At 72.6% G+C, this 19,492-nt stretch carries 23 protein-coding genes; 8 read left to right on the top strand and 15 right to left on the bottom strand.

What is annotated here, in order from left to right:
• Nucleotides 1–93: 93 nt before the first annotated feature.
• Nucleotides 94–624: a dihydrofolate reductase gene (locus Q7F20_RS12545; protein ID WP_305740416.1), complete on the bottom strand. Its 531-nt coding sequence runs from the start codon at nucleotides 622–624 to the stop codon at nucleotides 94–96.
• Complete coding sequence (locus tag Q7F20_RS12540; RefSeq protein WP_370871677.1) at nucleotides 624–1,448, bottom strand: thymidylate synthase; 825 nt, start codon at nucleotides 1,446–1,448, stop codon at nucleotides 624–626. The genes Q7F20_RS12545 and Q7F20_RS12540 overlap by 1 nt, the downstream gene beginning before the upstream one ends.
• A 57-nt stretch (nucleotides 1,449–1,505) precedes the next feature.
• Between Q7F20_RS12540 and Q7F20_RS12535 the strand changes: the two genes are divergently transcribed.
• Nucleotides 1,506–2,414 carry a TIGR01777 family oxidoreductase gene (locus Q7F20_RS12535; RefSeq protein ID WP_305740415.1) on the top strand — a complete coding sequence of 303 codons (909 nt, stop codon included), beginning with the start codon at nucleotides 1,506–1,508 and terminating at the stop codon, nucleotides 2,412–2,414.
• A 57-nt stretch (nucleotides 2,415–2,471) separates the two neighbouring features.
• Here the strand turns inward: Q7F20_RS12535 and Q7F20_RS12530 are convergent, their stop codons facing one another.
• The gene (locus tag Q7F20_RS12530) at nucleotides 2,472–2,930 is read right to left on the bottom strand and encodes a tetratricopeptide repeat protein (protein ID WP_370871676.1); all 459 of its coding nucleotides are present in this window, start codon (nucleotides 2,928–2,930) and stop codon (nucleotides 2,472–2,474) included.
• Between the two features lie 5 nt (nucleotides 2,931–2,935).
• On the bottom strand, nucleotides 2,936–3,682 hold the full coding sequence (dapB, locus tag Q7F20_RS12525; RefSeq protein WP_305740414.1) for a 4-hydroxy-tetrahydrodipicolinate reductase: 747 nt from the start codon (nucleotides 3,680–3,682) through the stop codon (nucleotides 2,936–2,938).
• A gap of 23 nt (nucleotides 3,683–3,705) precedes the next feature.
• Here dapB and Q7F20_RS12520 point away from each other — a divergent pair, with 23 nt between their 5' ends.
• A complete protein-coding gene (locus Q7F20_RS12520) occupies nucleotides 3,706–4,182 on the top strand; it encodes a GNAT family N-acetyltransferase (RefSeq protein WP_305740413.1) in 477 nt (158 codons plus the stop codon).
• Between the two features lies 1 nt (nucleotide 4,183).
• On the opposite strand, the gene Q7F20_RS12515 is transcribed toward Q7F20_RS12520, so the two are convergent.
• Nucleotides 4,184–4,786: a histidine phosphatase family protein gene (locus tag Q7F20_RS12515; RefSeq protein WP_070419134.1), complete on the bottom strand. Its 603-nt coding sequence runs from the start codon at nucleotides 4,784–4,786 to the stop codon at nucleotides 4,184–4,186.
• 8 nt (nucleotides 4,787–4,794) lie between these two features.
• Nucleotides 4,795–6,129 carry a pitrilysin family protein gene (locus tag Q7F20_RS12510; protein WP_305740412.1) on the bottom strand — a complete coding sequence of 445 codons (1,335 nt, stop codon included), beginning with the start codon at nucleotides 6,127–6,129 and terminating at the stop codon, nucleotides 4,795–4,797.
• 250 nt (nucleotides 6,130–6,379) lie between these two features.
• Between Q7F20_RS12510 and Q7F20_RS12505 the strand changes: the two genes are divergently transcribed.
• Together Q7F20_RS12505 and Q7F20_RS12500 are read left to right on the top strand one after the other, a co-directional pair.
• On the top strand, nucleotides 6,380–7,027 hold the full coding sequence (locus tag Q7F20_RS12505; protein WP_305740411.1) for a TetR/AcrR family transcriptional regulator: 648 nt from the start codon (nucleotides 6,380–6,382) through the stop codon (nucleotides 7,025–7,027).
• Nucleotides 7,028–7,289: 262 nt separating this feature from the next.
• Nucleotides 7,290–7,817 (top strand): YbhB/YbcL family Raf kinase inhibitor-like protein, encoded by a 528-nt coding sequence (locus Q7F20_RS12500; RefSeq protein WP_305740410.1) that lies wholly within the window; start codon nucleotides 7,290–7,292, stop codon nucleotides 7,815–7,817.
• Nucleotides 7,818–8,036: 219 nt separating this feature from the next.
• Here Q7F20_RS12500 and Q7F20_RS12495 read toward each other — a convergent pair whose 3' ends face one another.
• On the bottom strand, nucleotides 8,037–10,310 hold the full coding sequence (locus Q7F20_RS12495) for a polyribonucleotide nucleotidyltransferase (protein WP_305740409.1): 2,274 nt from the start codon (nucleotides 10,308–10,310) through the stop codon (nucleotides 8,037–8,039).
• Nucleotides 10,311–10,589: 279 nt separating this feature from the next.
• Here Q7F20_RS12495 and Q7F20_RS12490 point away from each other — a divergent pair, with 279 nt between their 5' ends.
• The gene (locus Q7F20_RS12490; RefSeq protein WP_305740408.1) at nucleotides 10,590–11,768 is read left to right on the top strand and encodes a hypothetical protein; all 1,179 of its coding nucleotides are present in this window, start codon (nucleotides 10,590–10,592) and stop codon (nucleotides 11,766–11,768) included.
• 21 nt (nucleotides 11,769–11,789) lie between these two features.
• Here Q7F20_RS12490 and Q7F20_RS12485 read toward each other — a convergent pair whose 3' ends face one another.
• From Q7F20_RS12485 to Q7F20_RS12450, 8 genes are all read right to left on the bottom strand, one after another.
• Complete coding sequence (locus tag Q7F20_RS12485) at nucleotides 11,790–11,990, bottom strand: ferredoxin (protein WP_305740407.1); 201 nt, start codon at nucleotides 11,988–11,990, stop codon at nucleotides 11,790–11,792.
• Nucleotides 11,991–12,025: 35 nt separating this feature from the next.
• Nucleotides 12,026–13,324 (bottom strand): NADH-ubiquinone oxidoreductase-F iron-sulfur binding region domain-containing protein, encoded by a 1,299-nt coding sequence (locus Q7F20_RS12480; protein WP_305740406.1) that lies wholly within the window; start codon nucleotides 13,322–13,324, stop codon nucleotides 12,026–12,028.
• Nucleotides 13,321–13,878 carry a ferric reductase-like transmembrane domain-containing protein gene (locus Q7F20_RS12475; protein WP_305740405.1) on the bottom strand — a complete coding sequence of 186 codons (558 nt, stop codon included), beginning with the start codon at nucleotides 13,876–13,878 and terminating at the stop codon, nucleotides 13,321–13,323. The genes Q7F20_RS12480 and Q7F20_RS12475 overlap by 4 nt, the downstream gene beginning before the upstream one ends.
• On the bottom strand, nucleotides 13,878–14,804 hold the full coding sequence (locus Q7F20_RS12470; RefSeq protein WP_305740404.1) for an FAD:protein FMN transferase: 927 nt from the start codon (nucleotides 14,802–14,804) through the stop codon (nucleotides 13,878–13,880). The genes Q7F20_RS12475 and Q7F20_RS12470 overlap by 1 nt, the downstream gene beginning before the upstream one ends.
• Nucleotides 14,805–14,806: 2 nt before the next feature.
• Nucleotides 14,807–15,136 (bottom strand): hypothetical protein, encoded by a 330-nt coding sequence (locus Q7F20_RS12465; protein ID WP_305740403.1) that lies wholly within the window; start codon nucleotides 15,134–15,136, stop codon nucleotides 14,807–14,809.
• A gap of 110 nt (nucleotides 15,137–15,246) precedes the next feature.
• On the bottom strand, nucleotides 15,247–15,882 hold the full coding sequence (locus tag Q7F20_RS12460; RefSeq protein ID WP_305740402.1) for a CE1759 family FMN reductase: 636 nt from the start codon (nucleotides 15,880–15,882) through the stop codon (nucleotides 15,247–15,249).
• Nucleotides 15,883–16,020: 138 nt separating this feature from the next.
• Nucleotides 16,021–16,290 (bottom strand): 30S ribosomal protein S15, encoded by a 270-nt coding sequence (rpsO, locus tag Q7F20_RS12455; protein ID WP_070416523.1) that lies wholly within the window; start codon nucleotides 16,288–16,290, stop codon nucleotides 16,021–16,023.
• A 101-nt stretch (nucleotides 16,291–16,391) separates the two neighbouring features.
• Nucleotides 16,392–16,838: a VanZ family protein gene (locus Q7F20_RS12450; protein WP_305740401.1), complete on the bottom strand. Its 447-nt coding sequence runs from the start codon at nucleotides 16,836–16,838 to the stop codon at nucleotides 16,392–16,394.
• Between the two features lie 112 nt (nucleotides 16,839–16,950).
• On the opposite strand from Q7F20_RS12450, the gene Q7F20_RS12445 reads away from it, so the two are divergent.
• From Q7F20_RS12445 to Q7F20_RS12435, 3 genes are read left to right on the top strand one after another with little or no spacing between them, the layout of a single operon-like run.
• Complete coding sequence (locus Q7F20_RS12445) at nucleotides 16,951–17,997, top strand: glycoside hydrolase family 6 protein (RefSeq protein WP_305740400.1); 1,047 nt, start codon at nucleotides 16,951–16,953, stop codon at nucleotides 17,995–17,997.
• A gap of 34 nt (nucleotides 17,998–18,031) precedes the next feature.
• The gene (locus Q7F20_RS12440; RefSeq protein ID WP_305740399.1) at nucleotides 18,032–19,081 is read left to right on the top strand and encodes a M4 family metallopeptidase; all 1,050 of its coding nucleotides are present in this window, start codon (nucleotides 18,032–18,034) and stop codon (nucleotides 19,079–19,081) included.
• A gap of 28 nt (nucleotides 19,082–19,109) precedes the next feature.
• A complete protein-coding gene (locus Q7F20_RS12435) occupies nucleotides 19,110–19,382 on the top strand; it encodes a protealysin inhibitor emfourin (RefSeq protein ID WP_305740398.1) in 273 nt (90 codons plus the stop codon).
• The last annotated feature ends 110 nt before the right edge of the window (nucleotides 19,383–19,492 follow it).

The raw sequence follows: 19,492 nt of genomic DNA, 5'->3' as shown, positions 1-19,492 counted from the left end.
CGTTGCGCCCCGACTCCTCGGGGCGCGATGCCCGCGCCGGGGCGCGATCCCGTCCGCGGCGCCTGCGGCACCGGGGCGCAACTCGGCGAGCGCCTACGCCCGCCGGCGCCACTCGAGGAAGCGGTACCGGGTCCCGTCGACGCGCGACTCCTGCCACTCCCCCTGCTCGACGAGCACCCACCCGTGCGCCTCGTCGAGCGTCGGCGCCACGGTGTCCCCCGGCACCTCGAGGTCGATCACCGTCTCGGAGACCCGGTCGGCGAAGGGCACCCCGGCCGCGTACACCTGCCCCCCGCCCATGATCCACACCGACTCGTCGGTGTCCAGCGCCGTCGCGAGGTCGTGCACGACCTCGGCTCCCTCGGCAGCGTCGGAGGACGCCCACGCCGCATCACGGGTCAGCACGACGTTCCGCCGCCCGGGCAACGGCCGGAAGCGCGCCGGCAACGACTCCCACGTGCGGCGACCCATCACGACGGTCGCGTCGCCGGTCACCTGCCGGAAGTGCGCGAGGTCCTCGGGCACGTGCCAGGGCATCCCGCCGTCGGCCCCGATCACGCCGTTCGTCGAGCGTGCCCAGACCATGCCGACGCCCCGGACGGGCTCGACCCACGACGCCGACATCAGACCGCGACCGCAGCCTTGATCGCCGGGTGGTGGTGGTAGCCGACGACGGTGAAGTCCTCGTACTCGTAGTCGTCGATCGAGTCACGGGACGCGAGCTCGAGCGTCGGCAGGGGGTACGCCGTGCGGGACAGCTGCTCCTCGACCTGCTCGACGTGGTTGTCGTAGACGTGGCAGTCGCCGCCGGTCCACACGAACTCGCCGACCTCGAGCCCGGTCTGCGCCGCGATCATGTGCGTGAGCAGCGCGTACGAGGCGATGTTGAACGGGACGCCGAGGAACATGTCAGCGCTCCGCTGGTAGAGCTGACACGAGAGCTTGCCGTCGTTCACGTAGAACTGGAAGAACGCGTGGCACGGGGCGAGCGCCATCTCGGGGATGTCGGCGACGTTCCACGCCGAGACGATCAGGCGACGGCTGTCCGGGTTCGTGCGGATCTGCTCGATGACCTGGGCGATCTGGTCGACGTGCTCCCCCGACGGCGTCGGCCACGAGCGCCACTGGACGCCGTAGACCGGGCCGAGATCGCCGTCCGCGTCCGCCCACTCGTTCCAGATCCGGACGCCGTGCTCCTGCAGCCAGCGGGCGTTGCCGTCGCCGCGCAGGAACCAGAGCAGCTCGTAGGCCACGGACTTGAAGTGCACGCGCTTCGTCGTGACGAGCGGGAAGCCCTTCGACAGGTCGTACCGCAGCTGCGCGCCGAACAGGCTGCGCGTCCCCGTGCCGGTGCGGTCCCCCTTCGGCGTCCCCTCGGTCAGGACGCGTCGCAGCAGGTCCTCGTAGGGGGTCGGAACGGAGGCGTCGGGCAGCACGGTCTCGGTCACACCCAGAGCCTACGACGACCCGGGGACATCCACGGGCGGTTGAGTAGCGTGAGGGACATGACACCGCCCCTCTCGATCCTGCTCGCAGGCGCCTCCGGGTTCATCGGCACGCCCCTCGTCCACGCCCTGCGCGAGGCCGGGCACCACGTCACCACCCTCGTCCGACGCGAGCCGCGCACGGCGACGGAGTTCCGCTGGTCCCCCGGCACCCGGAAGCTCGACCCGGCGATCCTCGACGGCGCCGACGTCGTGATCAACCTGGCCGGCGCGAACATCGGCAAGCTCCCCTGGACCGAGACCTACAAGCAGGAGATCCTGCGGTCGCGGGTGTCCGCCACCGAGACGCTCGTCGAGGCCGTGCGCCACGCGACGAACCCGCCGCCACTGTTCCTCTCGGGCTCCGCGTCGGGTGTCTACGGCGACCGTCCTGCCGACGTCCTGCAGGACGACGCGGCCGCCGGCACGGGCTTCCTCGCCGAGGTCTGCACCGCGTGGGAGGCCGCCGCGAACGCCGCGCCCGACGGCGTCCGCGTCGTGACGCTCCGCACCGGCATCGTCGTGGGCAAGGGCGGCGGCGCGCTCGCACCCCTCGTCCCGCTGACGAAGGCCGGGCTCGGCGGCCGCCTCGGCACCGGTGGGCAGCACTGGCCGTGGATCGCGCTCGAGGACGAGGTGGGCGCGATCGTGCACCTCGCGACCAGCCCCGACGCCGCCGACGTCGTCGGACCGGTGAACCTCGCCGGTCCCGAGGCCGCCGTCTCCGACCGCATCACCAAGCGCGTCGCCGAGGACCTGCACCGCCCCTACCTCTTCCGGATCCCCGAGTTCGCGCTCCGCCTGCTGCTGCAGCAGGCGGCCGACGAGATGCTCCTGTCGAGCCAGCAGATGGTGCCGACGAAGCTGCTCGAGTCCGGCTACGCCTTCCGGTACCAGCGCGCCGAGGACGCGGTCGACGCCGCCTTCTGACGCCACCCGATGTGGGCCGGGAGGCGCGGTGCCAGCCCGCACCGCGCCTCCCGTCCGTCAACCGCGTGCCCTGGTGAGCGCTTCGCGCATCGCGGCCCGCGCGCGCTTGCGGTCACCGGCGGCGTCGTAGACGACGCCGAGGCGGTACCACCCGCGCCAGTCCGACGGATCGGACTCGAGGGCGGCCTTGTACCCGGGGAAGACCTCGTCGGCGGCCTCGCGCGTGGGACGTCCGGAGGGACGGACCGGGACGACGTCCGACGGAGCGCCGCCCTCGCGCTCGAGCCGGGCGCCGAGGCGGGTGATGCGAACCCCGAAACGGAACTCGAGCACGAGCAGCAGCGCTCCGATCGCCGCGACGACGAAGAGCGCGACGCCGATGCCGATCCCGATCGGGATGCCCGTCGCGATGAAGGCGACGGCGCGCTGCCCGACGAGCACGATGTACAGCGCGAGCAGCACTGCCATGAGCGCAGCACCCCAGAAGGGCGAGCGGAGGGACCGGGTCGCGCGCACGACGCTCAGCCGATGCCGAGGACGCTGCCCAGGCCGACCGTGAGCCCGCGCATCGACCCGACGGTGGACAGGGCCGCACGGATGCCGGCCACGTAGGCGACGTCGGCGTTCGTGTCGTGCCGGATGGTCAGGGTCTCGCCGGGGCCGCTCAGGAGCACGTCCTGCACGGCCGTGACGCCGGGCAGACGGAGCGAGTGGATCGGGACGCTCGCCACCTGCTGCCCCCGCGCCCGCTGATCGACGTGGGGTGCGTCGACCGGGCCGACCTCGCGGCGGGCCTCGGCGATGAGCTCGGCCGTGCGCACGGCGGTGCCCGACGGGGAGTCGATCTTGCCGGCGTGGTGCGTCTCGACGATCTCGACCGACGGGAACCACGGGGCGGCGATCGTCGCCAGGTGGGTGCCGAGCACGGAGCCGATCGAGAAGTTCGGGACGACGAGGACGCCCTGCTCCGGTCGGGACTCGAGGCCGGCGCGGAGCGTCGCGAGGCGGGCGCCGGACCAGCCGGACGTGCCGACGAGCACGTTCGCGCCGCTCGCGAGGGCGTTGTCGACGATCGCGGGGCTGAGCGCGGGCACGGTCACGTCCACCACGATCGCCGCGGCGCCGAACACGTCGGGGCCGGCTTCGTGCGCACCGTCCTTCGAGGACAGGCTCGCGACGAGCTCGAAGTCGGGCAGTTCCTCGACCACGGCGGCCACGAGGCCCCCGAGACGACCGGTGGCGCCGACGACGGCGACGGGAGTGACCATGTCCACCATCCTAGGATCGACGCATGACGCTCGAGGTCAGGACCGTGCCGGCAGACATCCCCGAGGTCGACGCGCTGCTCGACGCGTACCTCGACGAGCGCGAGGCCACCTTCCCGAGCGCGCAGGGGTCCTACTCGCGGAAGCGCACCCCGGCGGCCGAGTTCACGCCGCCGGTCGGCACCTTCGTCGTCGCGTACGACGAGGGGCGACCGGTCGGGTGCGGCGGCCTGCGCCGGATCCCCGACGACGGCGACGACGTCCGCTTCGAGGTGAAGCACGTCTTCGTGACACCCGAGGGACGCGGACGTGGTGTGGCGACCGCGGTCATGGACGCCCTCGAGGCGAGCGGGGCCGACCTCGGCGCGACGGCGATCGTGCTGGACACGAACGACTCCCTCGTCGCCGCCGGGGCGATGTACCGCGGTCGGGGCTACGAGCGGGTCGCCGCGTTCAACGACAACCCGAACGCGACCGCCTGGTACCGCAAGCCGGTGGTCTGACTCAGACGGGCTGACCGACCGGCAGACCCGTCCGGAGCTCGACGGGCAGGTGCGCCAGGTCGTTCAGGGCCACGACCTCGGCCGGCTTCGCCGAGCGGATCCGGATGATCGTCAGCGCCGTGTGCGCAACGTTCGTCCCCATCCAGCGCCACTCCGGTGCCTGGAACGCCTCGCGCACGAACCAGCCGATCACGGCGTTGTGCGTGATGAGGAGGTCGTGACGGTCCTCGCGCGCCGGCGTGAACCACTCCGCCACCGCGTCGCCCATCTGTGCCTGGCCGGCGACGATCTCCTCTTCCGTGATGCCGCCGTACCACCCCTGGTAGGCGTGCGGCATGTCGGGCGTCGGACCCGACGGGATGCAGTCGAACAGCAGGGTCGACGGCTCGGGCTCGATGGCCGGCAGGCGCTGCGACAGGAACGACGCGGTCTCGCTCGGCGCCTCGAGTGGCGAGTGGTAGACCCCGTCGAAGGGCACGCCACCGAGTCGGTCGGCGACGAGCATCGCCTGCCGCTTGCCGCGCTCGGACAGCTTGCCGTCCCGCAGCCCGTGTTCGGCGTCCTGGTGTTCGCCATGCCGGACGAGGTAGAGGTAGTGCGACACGTCCGTGCTCACCCGCCGATCCCGATCGCGGCCGCGAGCTCGTCCTGCTGCACCGCACCGACAACCGAGGTGATCGTCGGCCGGGTCAGGAGGTCGCGCGCCAGGTCGAGGACGTCGTCGGTGGTGACCCGGTCGACGCGCTCGAGGGCCGTGGCCAGGTCGGTGAACTCCCCCGTGCCGAGCTCGGAGCGACCGAGTCGGGTCATCCGGGCGTCGGAGTCCTCGAGCGAGAGCGTGAGCGCCCCCTCGATCTGCCCCTTCGCGCGGCGGAGCTCGTCGGTGCTGACGCCGTCGTCGACCATGCGGCGGAACTCCGCGTCGATGATCTCGACGACCCCGGCGACGTTGTCGGGGGCGCACCCGGCGTAGACGCCGAAGGCACCGTTGTCGAGGTAGGCGGGCGCGAAGGAACTCACCGCGTAGGCGAGTCCGCGGCGCTCGCGGACCTCTTGGAAGAGTCGGGAGCTCATGCCGCCGCCGAGGACGGCGTTGAGCACGCTGAGCACCGGCCGCCGTTCGTCGCGGAGGTCGAGGCCCTGTGACCCGCGGAGCATCGAGACCTGCTCGGTCGGACGGTGCACGACCGAGAGCTTGGGGACCGCCGGATCGGCCACCGGTTCCGGCGTGCGCCGTGCCAGTGGGGAGGCCTTCGGCGCACCCTGGAACACGGCGTCGACGAGGTCGCAGAAGTGATCGTGGTCGACCGCCCCGGCAGCGGTGACGACGATGCCGTTCGGCGCGTAGTGCTCGTGGTAGTGCGCCAGGACCTCGTCACGCTGCACGGCGCGGATGCTCTCTGGCGTCCCCCCGATCGGCCGGCCCAGGGCGTGCCCGTCGAAGGCCGCGGCGAAGAACGCCTCGCCCGCGACGTCGGCCGGATCGTCCGCCGCCATCGCCAGTTCTTCGAGGATGACTCCGCGCTCGACGTCGAACGCCGCTTCGTCGAGGACGGAACCGGTGACCATGTCCCCGATGACCGAGACGGCCATAGGGACGTCGGCGTCACGGACCCGGGAGTAGTAGCAGGTGTACTCCTTGGCGGTCGCGGCGTTGTGCTCGCCACCGACGGAGTCGAACGCGATCGCGATGTCGAGGGCCGACCTGGTCGCGGTCCCCTTGAACAGCAGGTGTTCGAGGAAGTGCGTCGAGCCGTACTGCCCGTCGCGCTCGTCGCGGGAACCCACGCCGACCCAGAACCCGAGGCTCGTCGAACTCGCTCCGGGCATGGCCTCGGTCAGGACCCGCACGCCGGACGGCAGGACGGTTCTGCGGACGAAGGCGCCCCCGGACGTCAGGAACGACGTGTCCGGGGCCTCGAGCGGCAACGGCACTGGGTGGTTCATCGCAGACGAGCCTACTGATCCCCCGACCGCGGGTCGCCCAGTTTCCACAGCCGCGGGCCGTGTCACTCGAAGTGGGGTACAGAAATAGAGGATAGAAAGACTCGTCTGTCTGTCCTCCTTGTGGTACAGTTTCCTCATCGGGCCGGAAGCCCCCCTATATTCCGGTCCGATGGCTCGGGACATCAGTCCTCACGCGGCACGAGTCCCCCCGCTCCGCCGCGGAGCCGATGAGTCCAAGGAGAGCCACGCTGTGACGGTCGATTCCCCCCAACCGGCCGTCCAGCGTCTCCCTGGCCCGAGCACGAACCTCGCGTCGCCGGACGGGTCGAGCGTCCCCCCGGCTCCCCGTTCCGGCGGCGCGAAGGTCCGGATCCTCGAGACCGCCACGCGACTCTTCTACGAAGAAGGCATCCACGGCGTCGGTGTCGATCGACTCATCTCCGAGGCGAGCGTCACGAAGGCGACGTTCTACAAGCACTACGGGTCGAAGGACAACCTGATCCTGGCCTACATCCGGGCGCAGCACGAGCGCGTGCAGCAGCGGATGGAGCAGCTCATCGCGGATGCCGGTTCGCCCGAGGCCGCGGTCCGCGCCTGGGTCACCGCCCTCGCGGACGAGGTCAACGACCCGGAGTTCCGCGGCTGCGCGTTCCTCAACGCCGCCGCCGAGTACCACGACCCCCGCGACCCCGTGCGCGAGGTCGTCGCGATGCACCGCGACTGGTACACCGAGCGGCTCGCCGACCTGCTGCAGGAGTCCGGCCACACGCTGCCGGGCGACGGTGCCGACGAGCTCATGCTCGCGCGCGACGGTGCCATGTCCGGCGCCTACGCCGGTGACGCGATCGCGGCGACCGCGGCCCTCGGCCGCGTCGTCGAGCGCGTGCTCGCCGCCTGAGGACGCGAGCTCCGCGCCCTGGTCCGGACCGTCTGACGGACGGGAGGCGCGGGTCGGCCCCGCACCGCGCCTCCCGACCATCGGTGCGCGCGTTCGGCGCGGTCTTCGCCCCTCGGCCCGCCCCGGTTCGCGAAAGCGACAGTCTGCCGCCGGAGTCCCGCGGGCATCTGTCGCTTCGGCGGCAGGGACCGCCCGGCCTCGCGGGCGACTGTCGCTCTCGCGCCCCGAGCACGAACCGGGCCCCCGGGTGTTGGCTGGGGTCATGGCGAATCACCCCAACTGGAACCTCCCCGAGGTGCCCACCTTCACCCTGACCAGCCCGGACTTCAGCGACGGCGACGTCCTGCCGACCTCGGCGCGCGGCTCCGACGTGGGCGGCGAGGACCGCTCCCCCGCACTCGAGTGGTCCGGCGCTCCGGAGGGCACGCAGAGCTTCGTGCTCACGGTGTACGACCCCGATGCCCCGACGGGCTCCGGTTTCTGGCACTGGAGCCTCACGGACATCCCCGCGTCGGCGACCTCGCTGCCCGCCGGCGCCGGCACCGACGACGCGCTCCTCCCTGCCGAGGCACTGCGTCGCCGCAACGAGTTCGGCTCGGACACGTTCCTCGGCGCCGCTCCCCCAGCCGGGCACGGCCCGCACCGGTACTTCTTCACGCTGAGCGCACTCGACGTGCCCGTGCTCGAGGCGCCCGCGGACGCGACACCGGCGGTCGTCGGCTTCCTGCTCCGTGACCACCTGCTCGGGCGGGCGCAGCTCGTCGGCACGCAGGAGACCCCGGCCTCGTAGCGCGCACCCGATCGCCCACCCCGAGACTCGGCCCGGCGGACGGTTCCGCGGCGGCAGCGCCGCGGAACGGTCCGCGAAGCCGAGTCTCGGCGCCGGGCACGCGAACGGGCGGCGCCCCCGCGCCCCCCCCCCCCCCCCCGCCCCCCCCGCGCGGGCCCCCCCCCCGGCCGCCGCCCCGGAAGGGACGGCGGCCGTTCGTGCGTCAGGACGCGGGAGGGATCAGCCCTCGGCCGGGGCCTCGGCGTGGGACTCGTGTCCCTTGCCGCCCTCGGTGTCCACCTCGTCGGCGACGACCGGCGCGAGCGACAGCTTGCCGCGGTCGTCCACCTTGGTGACCTCGACCAGGATCTTCTGGCCGACGCCGAGGACGTCCTCGACGTTCTCCACACGCTTGCCACCGGCGAGCTTGCGCACCTCGGAGACGTGCAGCAGACCGTCGCGGCCCGGGAGCAGCGACACGAACGCACCGAACGTCGCGATCTTGACGACCGTGCCGAGGAACTGGTCCCCGATCTCCGGGTTCGTCGGGTTCGCGATCGCGTTGACCTGGGCGCGAGCCGCCTCGGCCGACGGACCGTCGACGGCGCCGATGTACACGGTGCCGTCGTCCTCGATCGAGATGTCGGCGCCGGTCTCGTCCTGGATCCCGTTGATCGTCTTGCCCTTCGGGCCGATCAGCTCGCCGATCTTGTCGACGGGGATCTGCACCGAGATGACGCGTGGCGCGGTGTCGGCCATCTCGTCGGGGGCGTCGATCGCCTCGTTCAGCACACCGAGGATCGCGGAGCGCGCTTCCTTGGCCTGCTTGAGCGCGGCGTCGAGGACCGACGACGGGATGCCGTCGAGCTTCGTGTCCAGCTGGATGGCCGTGACGAAGTCCGAGGTGCCGGCGACCTTGAAGTCCATGTCGCCGAGGGCGTCCTCGGCACCGAGGATGTCGGTCAGGGCCGCGTAGCGGGTCTGACCGTCGACGGTGTCGGAGACGAGGCCCATCGCGATGCCCGCGACCGGGGCGCGCAGCGGCACACCGGCGTTGAGGAGCGACAGGGTCGACGCGCAGACGGAACCCATCGACGTCGAGCCGTTGGAGCCGAGGGCCTCGGACACCTGACGGATCGCGTAGGGGAACTGCTCGCGCGAGGGCAGCACCGGCACGAGGGCGCGCTCGGCGAGGAAGCCGTGCCCGATCTCGCGACGCTTCGGCGAACCGACACGACCAGTCTCACCCGTCGAGTACGGCGGGAAGTTGTAGTGGTGCAGGTAGCGCTTCTTGGTGACGGGCGACAGCGAGTCGATCTGCTGCTCCATCTTGAGCATGTTCAGCGTGGTGACGCCGAGGATCTGCGTCTCGCCGCGCTGGAAGATCGCCGAGCCGTGGACGCGCGGGATCACGGCGACCTCGGCGTCGAGCGGACGGATGTCGGCGAGGCCACGACCGTCCATGCGGACCTGCTCGGTCAGGATGCGGCCGCGGACGACCTTCTTCGTGACCGACTTGTAGGCGGCGCTGACCTGGCCGTTGGCGCTCTCCGGCAGCTCGCCGGCGGACACCTGGGCGGCGATCGCTTCCTTGACGCGGGCCTTGAGCTCGTCGTCCTTGTCCTGACGCTCGAGCTTGCCGGCGATCTTGTAGACCTCGCCGAGCTCGGTGAGGGCGAGCGACTCGACGGCCGCGTAGACCTCGGGGGCGTAGGGCGGGAAGACCGGGTAGTCCTGGATCTCCTTGGCCGACTGCGCGGCCATCTGCGCCTGCGCCTCGACGAGCTGCTTGAGGAACGGCTTCGCGGCCTCGAGGCCCTGCGCGACGACGGCCTCGTCGGGCTTCGTGGCACCGCCCTGGATGAGGTCCCAGCTGTGCTCGGTGGCCTCGGCCTCGACCATCATGATGGCGACGTCCTCGTTGCCCGCCTCGTCCGTGACGACACGGCCGGCGACGGTGAGGTCGAAGACGGCCTCGGCCAGCTGCGACGCCTTCGGGAACGCGACCCACTGGTCACCGATGAGCGCGAGGCGCACACCGGCGATCGGGCCGGAGAACGGCAGACCGGAGATCTGCGTCGACGCGGACGCGGCGTTGATCGCGAGCGCGTCGTAGAACTCGTCCGGCGCGATGCTCAGGACGGTGATGACGATCTGGACCTCGTTGCGGAGACCGTCGACGAACGACGGCCGCAGCGGCCGGTCGATGAGACGGCAGACGAGGATCGCCTCGGTGCTGGGACGGCCTTCGCGACGGAAGAACGAACCGGGGATCTTGCCGGCGGCGTACGAGCGCTCCTCGACGTCGACGGTCAGCGGGAAGAAGTCGAAGCCTTCACGCGGGTGCTTGCCGGCGCTGGTTGCCGAGAGGAGCATGGTGTCCTCGTCGAGGTAAGCGGCGACCGCGCCCTGCGCCTGCTGTGCGAGCCGACCGGTCTCGAACCGGACGGTGCGCTTGCCGTACTTGCCGTTGTCGAGAACGGCCTCGGCGAACTTGATCTCGGGACCCTCCAAAAGGGTGCCTCCTTGATGTGTTCGGCAGGCTGGGGCCACGGCACCCGATGGTGCGTGCGCGCCGAAGGGATCGGGACGCATGTCTGGCCAGCAGTAGAAGCACTCGGGAAACCGTCCGGCCCGCGAGCCACCACCGATGACCAGCTCCGTGCCCGGCCTGCGCAGTGTTTGTCGTGCCGTCCGGGGAAACGGTCCCCGGACGTCAAGGACTTTACCAGTCCTCAGGCATCCGGCGGCGAGGCTCACGGCGATCCGGATCGTGCTCGCTAGCCTGCTGCCATGCGCCTCACCCCCTCCCGGGGCTGGTTCGTCGCGGCCGCAGTGGTCGTCGGCGCGCTCGTCGCCCCCGTCGTCACCGCTGTCCCGGCGAGCGCGACGGAGTACCCGAGCTGGCAGGACGTCGAGCGCGCGAAGGGGAACGAGCAGACGAAGAAGGCCGAGGTCGCCCGCGTCCAGGCGGCGCTGGAGTCCGCGCAGCAGGCCGCCGCCGTGAAGTCGCAGGCCGCTCTCGTGGCGTCCCAGCGGGCGGACGCGGCCGAGGCGGACCTGGCGTCCGCCACCCAGGCCGCGACGAGCCTCCAGACCCAGGCGGACCAGGCGGCGGAGACGGCGGACCGGGCGCAGCAGCGCGCGGGCCAGCTCGCCGCGAACCTCTACCGCGACGGCACCTCGAGCCAGATGACGACACGCATCGCGACGGCGAAGGACCCCTCACAGCTGCTGTACCAGCTCGGCGCGCTCGACCAGCTGTCGTCGACGTGGGCCGGCGTCATGGACGATGCCTCGGTCGCCGCGAAGACCGCATCCTCGCTGCACGACCAGGCCGCCCGCGCCGAGGACGAGCGCGCCGCCCTCGCCGACGCCGCCGAGACGAAGGCGAGCGCCGCGAAGGACGCCGAGGCCGCCGCGAACGCCGCGGTCGAGGACACGCAGCAGCACAGCGACGAGCTGTACGCCCAGCTCGCGTCGCTCAAGGACACCACCGCGAAGACCGAGCAGCGGTACCAGCTCGGCGTGCAGGTCGCGGCGCAGAAGGCCGAGCAGCAGCGGAAGCGCGAGGCTGCAGCGGTCGCGGCGGCGGCCACCGCTGCACCGAGCACGGGTGGCGGGGGCTCGTCCTACCCGAGCACCGGCGGCGTCGTGGTCGACCCGGCGGGCGCCCAGGCCTACGCCCGCAGCGCCATCGGGGCCTACGGCTGGGGCTCTGACCAGTTCTCGTGCCTCGTGTCCCTCTGGACGCAGGAGTCCGGCTGGCGCGCGAACGCCCTGAACGTCTCGAGCGGGGCATACGGCATCCCCCAGTCGCTGCCTGCGGAGAAGATGTCCGTCGCGGGCGCGGACTGGCGGACGAACGCGGCCACCCAGATCAACTGGGGCCTCGCGTACATCCACGACGCGTACGGGTCGCCGTGCGGCGCGTGGAACCACGAGATGAGCGTCAACCCGCACTGGTACTGAGTGCGGCACCCGCCCGCGCGGTCACCGGCGGACCAGGCGCAACGCCTGCAGCGGGCACATCGCCACCGCGTCCCGCGCCGCCTCGAGCTCGTCCGCCCGCACCGGCACGTCCCGGGTCGCGCCACCGTCGCGGGCAATCGGGTAGCCCCACTCGTCCCGTGCCAGCCGCTCGGCGAACAGCTCCGTGCAGAGACCGCGCCCGCGGCACCGGGTCCAGTCCACGTGCAGCGCGGTCGACGGCTCCGACCGCCGCCCGGTCACCGTGCACCGCCCGCGTGCAGGCAGCGACCGCCGAGGTGCGCCTGCACGTCGTCGCGGAAGACCCGCACCGCACTCCGCACCATCCGCGCGACGCCGTCCGGGTGGTGGCAGGCGCCGCGTCCGTCCACGAGCGCGGTGAGCCGCTGCACCTCCGCGGCGACGGCACCGGTCGCCCGGCCGGACGCCAGTGCCGAGACGACCTCGGCGATCCGCGCCAGGCCGTTCACACAGGGGCCGCACCGTCCGGCGGACGCATCCGCGAGCGCACCGGCGATGCGTGCGGTCACCGTGACGGGGCACCTCCGGTGGTCGAGCACGGCCAGGACGCCCGCACCCGGCGCCGCTCCCCACGGGGCCAGTCCGTCGACGTCGAGGGGCGCGTCGAGCGCCGCGGCCGGCACCCACGTCCCACCCCACCCGCCGACCAGGACGGCGCGGGTCCGTCGCGGGTCGGCGACGTCGAGCCGGGAGGCGACCAGCAGTTCTCCGATCGGCGCACCTCCGGCGGTCTCCAGCACCACTGCACCGGCCGGGTCGGTCACGTCGCTCACCGTGACGAGGCGGGTCCCGGGAGCACCGGCACTGCCGACGCTCCGCGCCCACGCCGCCCCGTGCCGCGCGACGAGCGCTGCCTGCGCCAAGGTCTCGACGTTCGCGACGAGTGTCGGGCGTGCGCTCGGCCCGCGTTCGGCGAGCCGGACGACCCGGTCCTCGGGGAGTCCTCGGCCGCCGGCGACCGCGGACGCGAGCGCCCCGGCCTCCCCCGCGACGAACGAGGTGTGCGACAGCGGACGGACGTCGAGCGCGACGGGGTCCGGGGCAGCCGTCCAGGTCGCGGCGGCCGTCGCCCGCTCGTCGAGGGCCCGGCGGACGAGCACGGCGAGCCGGTCGCTGGTGGCCACGACGGCCTCGCGGGCGCCCACTGCGAGCGCCGCGACCACGAGGCCGTCGAGCACGAGGTGCGGTGCACGCTCGAGGAGCACGGCGTCCTTGCGGCTGGCCGGTTCGCCCTCGGCGGCGTTCCCGATGACGACCGGCGTGCGGTCGTGCCCGCGGCCGGTGCCGGACGCCCGGGCAGACCGGGCGGCGACGGCGGCGAGCTTGCGGGCGAGGGGGAATCCCGCACCGCCGCGGCCGTCGACGCCGGCGCGCCCGATCTCGTCGATGGTGCCCGGTCCGACCAGGGGCAGCGGGCCGTGTGTGTGCCGGTGGTCGTCGAACCCGGGCCCGGGCGCGGCGAGGAGGCGTTGCGAGCCGGTCGGCGGTCGGACGGGCGGCGGGGCGGTGACGGTCATCGGAGGACCTCCAGGGGTGCGGAACGGAACTCGGCGACGCGCGCCGTGGTGCGCCAGACGACGGCGCCGACGACCGCTGCGGCGCAGACCCCGGCGATGACGAGGAACCACGCGGACGTCCCGTCGGTGCCGGTGCCGATCGCGTGCGCCATCGCGACGGGCCACATCGCGTACGCCGCCCAGTGCACGGCACGGAAGGCCCGGGGGCCGATCACCCGCCGGAGCAGTGCCGTCACCACGAGGGCCACCAGCAGGTCGACCGCGAGCGTGCCGAGGCCGAGCCAGAACCAGCGGTAGGACCCGACGAACGGGATCACGGTGTCGACGAGCCGGAGCTCGGCCTCGGTGTCGAGCAGGAGCGACGCGACGTGCACGGCGACGAACGCCGTGGACGCGAGCGCGACGTCCCGGTGCACGAGCTGCACCGCGAACCGTGGGAGTCCGGGCAGCGGTCGGCCGCCCCGTGTGACGATCCCGAGCAGCACCGTCAGGGTGAGCAGGAGCACGGCGGCGACGCCCGTGCCGCGGCCGAGGACCCAGAGCGCGGTGTCCATCAGGCGGCCGTCCGGGCGTCGTCGGCGGGCCAGCCGCCGATGCGGACGACGGTGCCGTCGGCGGCGACGAGCCGTGCGGCGCGACCGGAACGCCGGAGCAGGACGGTGGCGCCGTGCCCGCGGACGATCGCCGCGGTCGTCATCGTGTTCGCGGTGGTGCAGGACGGTGCCACGACCGTGACCGACCGCCAGACAGGGTCGGCGGGCAGCCCCCACCGCGGGTCGAGGATGTGGTGCCGGGCGTGGCCGTCCTGCTCCCACCGGCGCTTCTGCGTGCTCGACGTCGCGATCGACCAGCCGGAGGCGATCCGCACGTGGTCGACCGGGTCGTCGTCGAGGTCCTGCACGCGCACCTGCCAGCCACCGGCCGGGTCGGGACCCGCGGTGGCGACGTCCCCGCCGAGCGACACGAGCGCGCCGATGCCGAGCCGGGCGGTGATGCTCGCGGCGGCCATGTCGGCGGCGGCGGCCTTCGCGGTGGCACCGAGGTCGAGCACGACGCCCTCGGGGACGCGGAGGAAGGTGCCCGACAGCAGGACGCGCTGCCACGCCGGCCGGTCGTCGAGCGCCCGGGCGGTCGAGGTAGCGGTGTCGACGGGTGGCGCGTCCGCGAAGGCCGCGTCGTAGCCGAGGGACACCATGCGGGCGCCGAGGGTCGGATCGACGTCGCCGTCCGTGGCTCGGGCCGCGTCGAGCGCCTGGTGCACGAGCGTGGCCAGGAGCGGCGAGACCTCGGTGCCGCGGACGAGGTCGGCGGCGCGGGCGACGAGCTCGGAGTCGTCGCGGAAGCGGTTGCACGCGGCGTCGACGGCGGCGGTGACCTCACGGACGCACGACTCGGCGGCTGCGAGGTGGCGCCGGTCCCGGCGGTCCAGGACGACGCGGGCCGTGGTGGTCCACAGGTCCCACTCGGTGGCGGCGCGCACGGTCAGGACCCCGTCGTGGTGGCGTCGGAGGAACCGGTGCCGCCGGACCCCTGCGTGATGCCGGAGTCGGTCGACGACGAGCCGGAGTCGGTCGACGACCCGCTCGTCGAGCCGCTGTCCGACGAGGAGGCCGAGGACCCGGAGTCCGTCGACGCGTCACCCGAGCTCGACGACCCGCTCGTCGAGCTCGGCGTCGTGGACTGGGTGGTGTCGGCCTGCACGTGCCCGAACCACAGCCCCGCACCCGTCGCCATCGCGACCACGAGTCCCCCCAGACTCACGAGCGCACTCGTGATCCGGGCGGATCGCCTGCCCTTGTCCCTGGTGTCCATCGGTCCTCCTCGTCGTCATGACGAGGTTCCCGACCGGATCGGTGAAGCGCCCGGGGACGCGCTGCGTCTCGGCCCGACGAACCCTGTGGCCCGCCTAAGAAGCGCTCGGGTCAGTGGCCGAGGCCACCGAGCAGGGACGCGAAGTCCGCGGTCGCCGGGAGCGCGTCGGCTTCCTGCGGGGTCCGACGGGAGGCGCGGATCGCCCAGGCCAGGTCTGCACCAGCCCGGCGGATGCGCCCGTCCAGTGCGGCCGAGTCACCGTCGCTCCCCCAGTCGTCGGTGGCCGCGAAGACGCCGGTGGGGACGACCGCGGCGCGGAGGTAGGCGAACACCGGGCGCAGCGCGTGCTCGATCGCGAGCGAGTGCCGTGCGGTACCGCCGGTCGCGCCGAGCAGGACCGGCATGTCGGCGAGCGAGTCCTTGTCGAGCACGTCGAGGAACGACTTCGCCAGGCCACTCACTCCGGCGGTGAAGATCGGGGTGACGAACACGACGGCGTCGGCCTCGACCACGGTGGCCATCGCGGCGGACAGTGCCGGTGCCGCGAACCCGGTGAGCATCGCGTCGGTGATCTCGTGGGCCAGCGGACGCAGGTCGACGTGCAGGAGGTGCGCCGCGCCTCCTGGCAGCCCCGACGGGCTCGGAGCGGCGAGCGCCGCGACCGTGGCCTCGCCCAGGCGGTCGGCGAGGAGGCGGGTGGAGCTGGGCTCTGAGAGCCCGGCGGAGACGACGGCGATGGTGGTCATGGTGAGTCCCGACTTTAGATGCGTTTGCATGAACATCGTACCCAACCGCGTTGTCCGCGCAACCATTCCCGGGGAACGGAGAACGCCCCGGTCCTCGTACGAGGGCCGGGGCGTTCGGTCAAGCCGTGGGTCGGTCGACTAGCGACGCAGGCCGAGACGCTCGATGAGCGCACGGTAGCGGGCGATGTCGACGTCGGAGAGGTAACCGAGGAGACGGCGACGCTGACCGACCATGAGCAGCAGACCACGACGCGAGTGGTGGTCGTGCTTGTGCTCCTTGAGGTGCTCGTTCAGGTCGTTGATACGACGCGTCAGAACGGCGACCTGGACCTCGGGGGATCCGGTGTCGCCCGGGTGGGTCGCGTACTCTTCGATGATCTCCTGCTTGACCTTCGCGTCAAGTGCCATGGATGATCCCCTTCCTGTCCGTTGCGCGGTGCCCGTGCCTGATGCACGAGCGCTCTTTGTCCGCGGCCGTTCGACGGCAACCGGAGAAGACTACCAGATGCCTAGGCGGTCCTGGCGCGCATTCGTCGCCGACGCGGGGCGGGCAGGAGGCTCCGGACGAGGCCCACGAGCGTCGCACCGAGCAGACCGCCGAGGCCGTTCGACAGCACGTCGCGCGGGTCGGCGACGCGGTACGGCAGGTACGTCGCCTGCGCGAACTCGATGCCGGTGGACAGGACCACCGCGACGACCGCGCCCAGGATCCACCACCGCCGCGGGAGCCACAGGGCGGCGAGCATCCCGACCGGCACGAACATGGCGATGTTGGCGAGGAACTCCACGCGGTCGTAGCTGAACCACGAACCGTGCGGGAGCTGCTGCACCCAGGCGATCGCGTGCAGGACGAGGGAGTTCTCCGCCGACGAGAACACCTGCGGGGTCAGCGTCATCCGCCAGATCACCCAGGCGTACGCCGCGGTCAGGGCGAGGAGGAGGAGCTTCCGGAACATCCGGCCAGTCTGGGGCACGGTCCTGGCAAGAACCGGCGGCGACCCTGGGTGAACGCCCGGCAGGACCGCCCGGGCCTGGGCGCGCCGGGGGTGCACCTGCGAGCATGGGCGCATGCCGAGTCTCGAGGGAACCCGTGCACGCCGCAGCCCCGGCCGTCGTCAGTGGACCTGGATCGGCCTCGCCGCGGTCGTCGTCGGTGCGCTCGTGGTGACGCTCGTGCTCGTGCTCCCCCGCGGCACCGCACCCACCGGTCGGCAGGTGGCCGAGCGGAAGACGGCGTCCGAGGCGTTCCCCGGCGGCCTCGCGGAACAGCCCGCCGCAGAGAACCAGCCCGGTAAGCGGGAGTCCGAGGCACGTGCCGACGGCGACGACGCGACGGCCCGGAAGATCGCCGTCATCGCGGACCAGCCGATCGCCACATGGCTGACGAACACCTCGGTGACCGAGACGCGCGAGACGATCCGCGACGTCGTCCGCAGCGCCGAGCGACAGCGGAAGACACCGGTGTTCGTCCTCTACAACGTTCCGGACCGCGACTGCGGCAGCTACTCCAAGGGCGGGACCGCAGCGGACGAGTACCTGCCGTGGGTGCGGTCGGCGGTGCGGGCGATGGAGGGGTCGCGAGCCGTCGTGCTCGTCGAGCCGGACGCCATCGCCCAGATCCAGGTGTGCAAGCGGCTCGAGCAGGACCGTCTGCCGCTGATCCGCAAGGCCGTCGACGAGCTCACCGGCCACGGTCTGACCGTCTACCTCGACGGCGGGAACGAGAACCGCGTGCCCACGGCGACGATGGCGAAGTGGTTGCGCGATGCCGGGGTCGACCGGGTGCAGGGCTTCTTCACGAACGTCTCGAACTTCTACCGGGTCGACCAGGAGCGCGCCTACGCGGACCGGCTCGCGGACGCGATCGGCGGCGACCCGCACTTCGTGATCGACGTCTCGCGCAACGGACAGGGATGGCGCGGTACCTGGTGCAACCCGGACGGCGCCGGCCTCGGGCAGGCACCGCACGTCACCCGTGGCTCCACCCGTCTCGACGCGCTCCTCTGGGTGAAGACACCCGGGCTGAGCGACGGCACCTGCAACGGCGGCCCGGCTGCCGGGCAGTGGTGGGAGTCGTACGCTCTCGCGCTCGTGGAGAACCGCAAGCAGGGCTGACCGTGGTGTCGGTGCCCGGTGGTTGCATGTCGCCATGACCCCGACCGACCGCATCCGATCCGTCGTCCCGCCGTACCTGCTCCGCGCCGTCGCCGACGCCCAGGGCTTCCCGCGAGCCGCCTCGGCGGCACGGACGGCGCTGGCGTCGCTCGACACCGTCCAGCGTCCGAAGCACGAGCACCGGGTCCGTCCGCAGGGTGTGAGCGGCTCGGTCGACCGGTCGCCGCAGCGGACCATCTCCGACGCGCACGGCAGCACCACCATCCCGGGCACGGCGGTCCGGCGCGAGGGGGAACCGGACTCCGGCGACCCCGCGGTGGACGAGGCGTACACGGGGCTGGGCGACACGCACGCCTTCTGGCTCGAGGTGTTCGACCGGGTGTCGATCGACGGCGCGGGCCTCCCCCTCGACGCCACGGTGCACTACGGACAGGACTACGACAACGCCTACTGGGACGGCAGCCGGATGGTGTTCGGGGACGGCGACGGCGAGGTCTTCAACCGCTTCACGATCGCCGTCGACGTCATCGGGCACGAGCTCGCGCACGGCGTGACGCAGTACACGGCCGACCTCGCGTACCAGGGGCAGTCCGGCGCGCTGAACGAGTCGATCAGCGACGTGTTCGGCTCGCTCGTCGCCCAGTACGCCCGGCGCCAGAGCGCCGACCAGGCGTCGTGGCTCATCGGCGAGGGGCTCTTCACACCGGCCGTGCACGGTGTCGCCCTGCGGTCGATGAAGGCCCCGGGCACGGCGTACGACGACCCGGTGCTCGGCAAGGACCCGCAGCCCGCGACGATGGCCGGCTACGTCGACACCACCGAGGACTCGGGCGGCGTGCACACCAACTCCGGCATCCCGAACCACGCCTTCTACCTGGCGGCCACGGCGATCGGCGGCAACGCGTGGCAGGGTGCCGGGGCCGTCTGGTGGGACGCCCTCACGTCCGACGCCGTCAGCGCCTCGATCGACTTCTCCGGGTTCGCCGCCGTCACCGTCGACGCTGCCCGGACGCGCTTCGGGGACGGGTCCGCACAGCACACCGCCGTGCAGGACGCCTGGCGCACGGTCGGTGTGCTCGACTGAGTCGGGCTGCCGGCGTACCGTCGGGAGCATGCACATCGACGTCCGCCGCAGTGGGGGCATCGCTGGCACCACCCGGCGTTGGCGGGTCGACACCGATGCCTGCGACGACCCGGGTGGCTGGTCGGACCTCGTCGGCGCGCTCCCGGACGCGGCCCCACCCGGACCGGACCCGGCCGTGCGCGACGACTTCACGTGGACGATCACCCTCGAGCGGACGACGGTGACGATCCCGGGCAGCCGGCTCGACGGTCCGTGGGCTGCGCTCGTCGCGCGGGTGCGGGACGAGGGCACCCCGACCTGACGGTCGCGCGCTGCGCCCCGGGCCCGCTCGCGCGCTGCGCCCCCGGCCCGCTCGCGAAAGCGACAGACTGCCGCGCGCCGACGGCGGCACCCTGTCGCTTTCGCGGCACG

Origin of the sequence: Curtobacterium sp. A7_M15 (assembly GCF_030705415.1) — a bacterium.
Taxonomy (GTDB): Bacteria; Actinomycetota; Actinomycetes; order Actinomycetales; family Microbacteriaceae; genus Curtobacterium.
This window is presented reverse-complemented; position numbering and strand designations above follow the sequence as displayed.

Bases quoted from the DNA above. Each gene is read 5' to 3' on its own strand.
- Q7F20_RS12460 (WP_305740402.1), bottom strand. From the start codon at position 15,882: ATGACCACCATCGCCGTCGTCTCCGCCGGGCTCTCAGAGCCCAGCTCC.
- Q7F20_RS12545 (WP_305740416.1), bottom strand. From the start codon at position 624: ATGTCGGCGTCGTGGGTCGAGCCCGTCCGGGGCGTCGGCATGGTCTGG.
- rpsO (WP_070416523.1), bottom strand. From the start codon at position 16,290: ATGGCACTTGACGCGAAGGTCAAGCAGGAGATCATCGAAGAGTACGCG.
- Q7F20_RS12510 (WP_305740412.1), bottom strand. From the start codon at position 6,129: ATGAACCACCCAGTGCCGTTGCCGCTCGAGGCCCCGGACACGTCGTTC.
- Q7F20_RS12535 (WP_305740415.1), top strand. From the start codon at position 1,506: ATGACACCGCCCCTCTCGATCCTGCTCGCAGGCGCCTCCGGGTTCATC.
- Q7F20_RS12450 (WP_305740401.1), bottom strand. From the start codon at position 16,838: ATGTTCCGGAAGCTCCTCCTCCTCGCCCTGACCGCGGCGTACGCCTGG.
- Q7F20_RS12500 (WP_305740410.1), top strand. From the start codon at position 7,290: ATGGCGAATCACCCCAACTGGAACCTCCCCGAGGTGCCCACCTTCACC.
- Q7F20_RS12480 (WP_305740406.1), bottom strand. From the start codon at position 13,324: ATGACCGTCACCGCCCCGCCGCCCGTCCGACCGCCGACCGGCTCGCAA.
- Q7F20_RS12435 (WP_305740398.1), top strand. From the start codon at position 19,110: ATGCACATCGACGTCCGCCGCAGTGGGGGCATCGCTGGCACCACCCGG.
- Q7F20_RS12440 (WP_305740399.1), top strand. From the start codon at position 18,032: ATGACCCCGACCGACCGCATCCGATCCGTCGTCCCGCCGTACCTGCTC.
- Q7F20_RS12475 (WP_305740405.1), bottom strand. From the start codon at position 13,878: ATGGACACCGCGCTCTGGGTCCTCGGCCGCGGCACGGGCGTCGCCGCC.
- Q7F20_RS12490 (WP_305740408.1), top strand. From the start codon at position 10,590: ATGCGCCTCACCCCCTCCCGGGGCTGGTTCGTCGCGGCCGCAGTGGTC.
- dapB (WP_305740414.1), bottom strand. From the start codon at position 3,682: ATGGTCACTCCCGTCGCCGTCGTCGGCGCCACCGGTCGTCTCGGGGGC.
- Q7F20_RS12520 (WP_305740413.1), top strand. From the start codon at position 3,706: ATGACGCTCGAGGTCAGGACCGTGCCGGCAGACATCCCCGAGGTCGAC.
- Q7F20_RS12445 (WP_305740400.1), top strand. From the start codon at position 16,951: ATGCCGAGTCTCGAGGGAACCCGTGCACGCCGCAGCCCCGGCCGTCGT.
- Q7F20_RS12465 (WP_305740403.1), bottom strand. From the start codon at position 15,136: ATGGACACCAGGGACAAGGGCAGGCGATCCGCCCGGATCACGAGTGCG.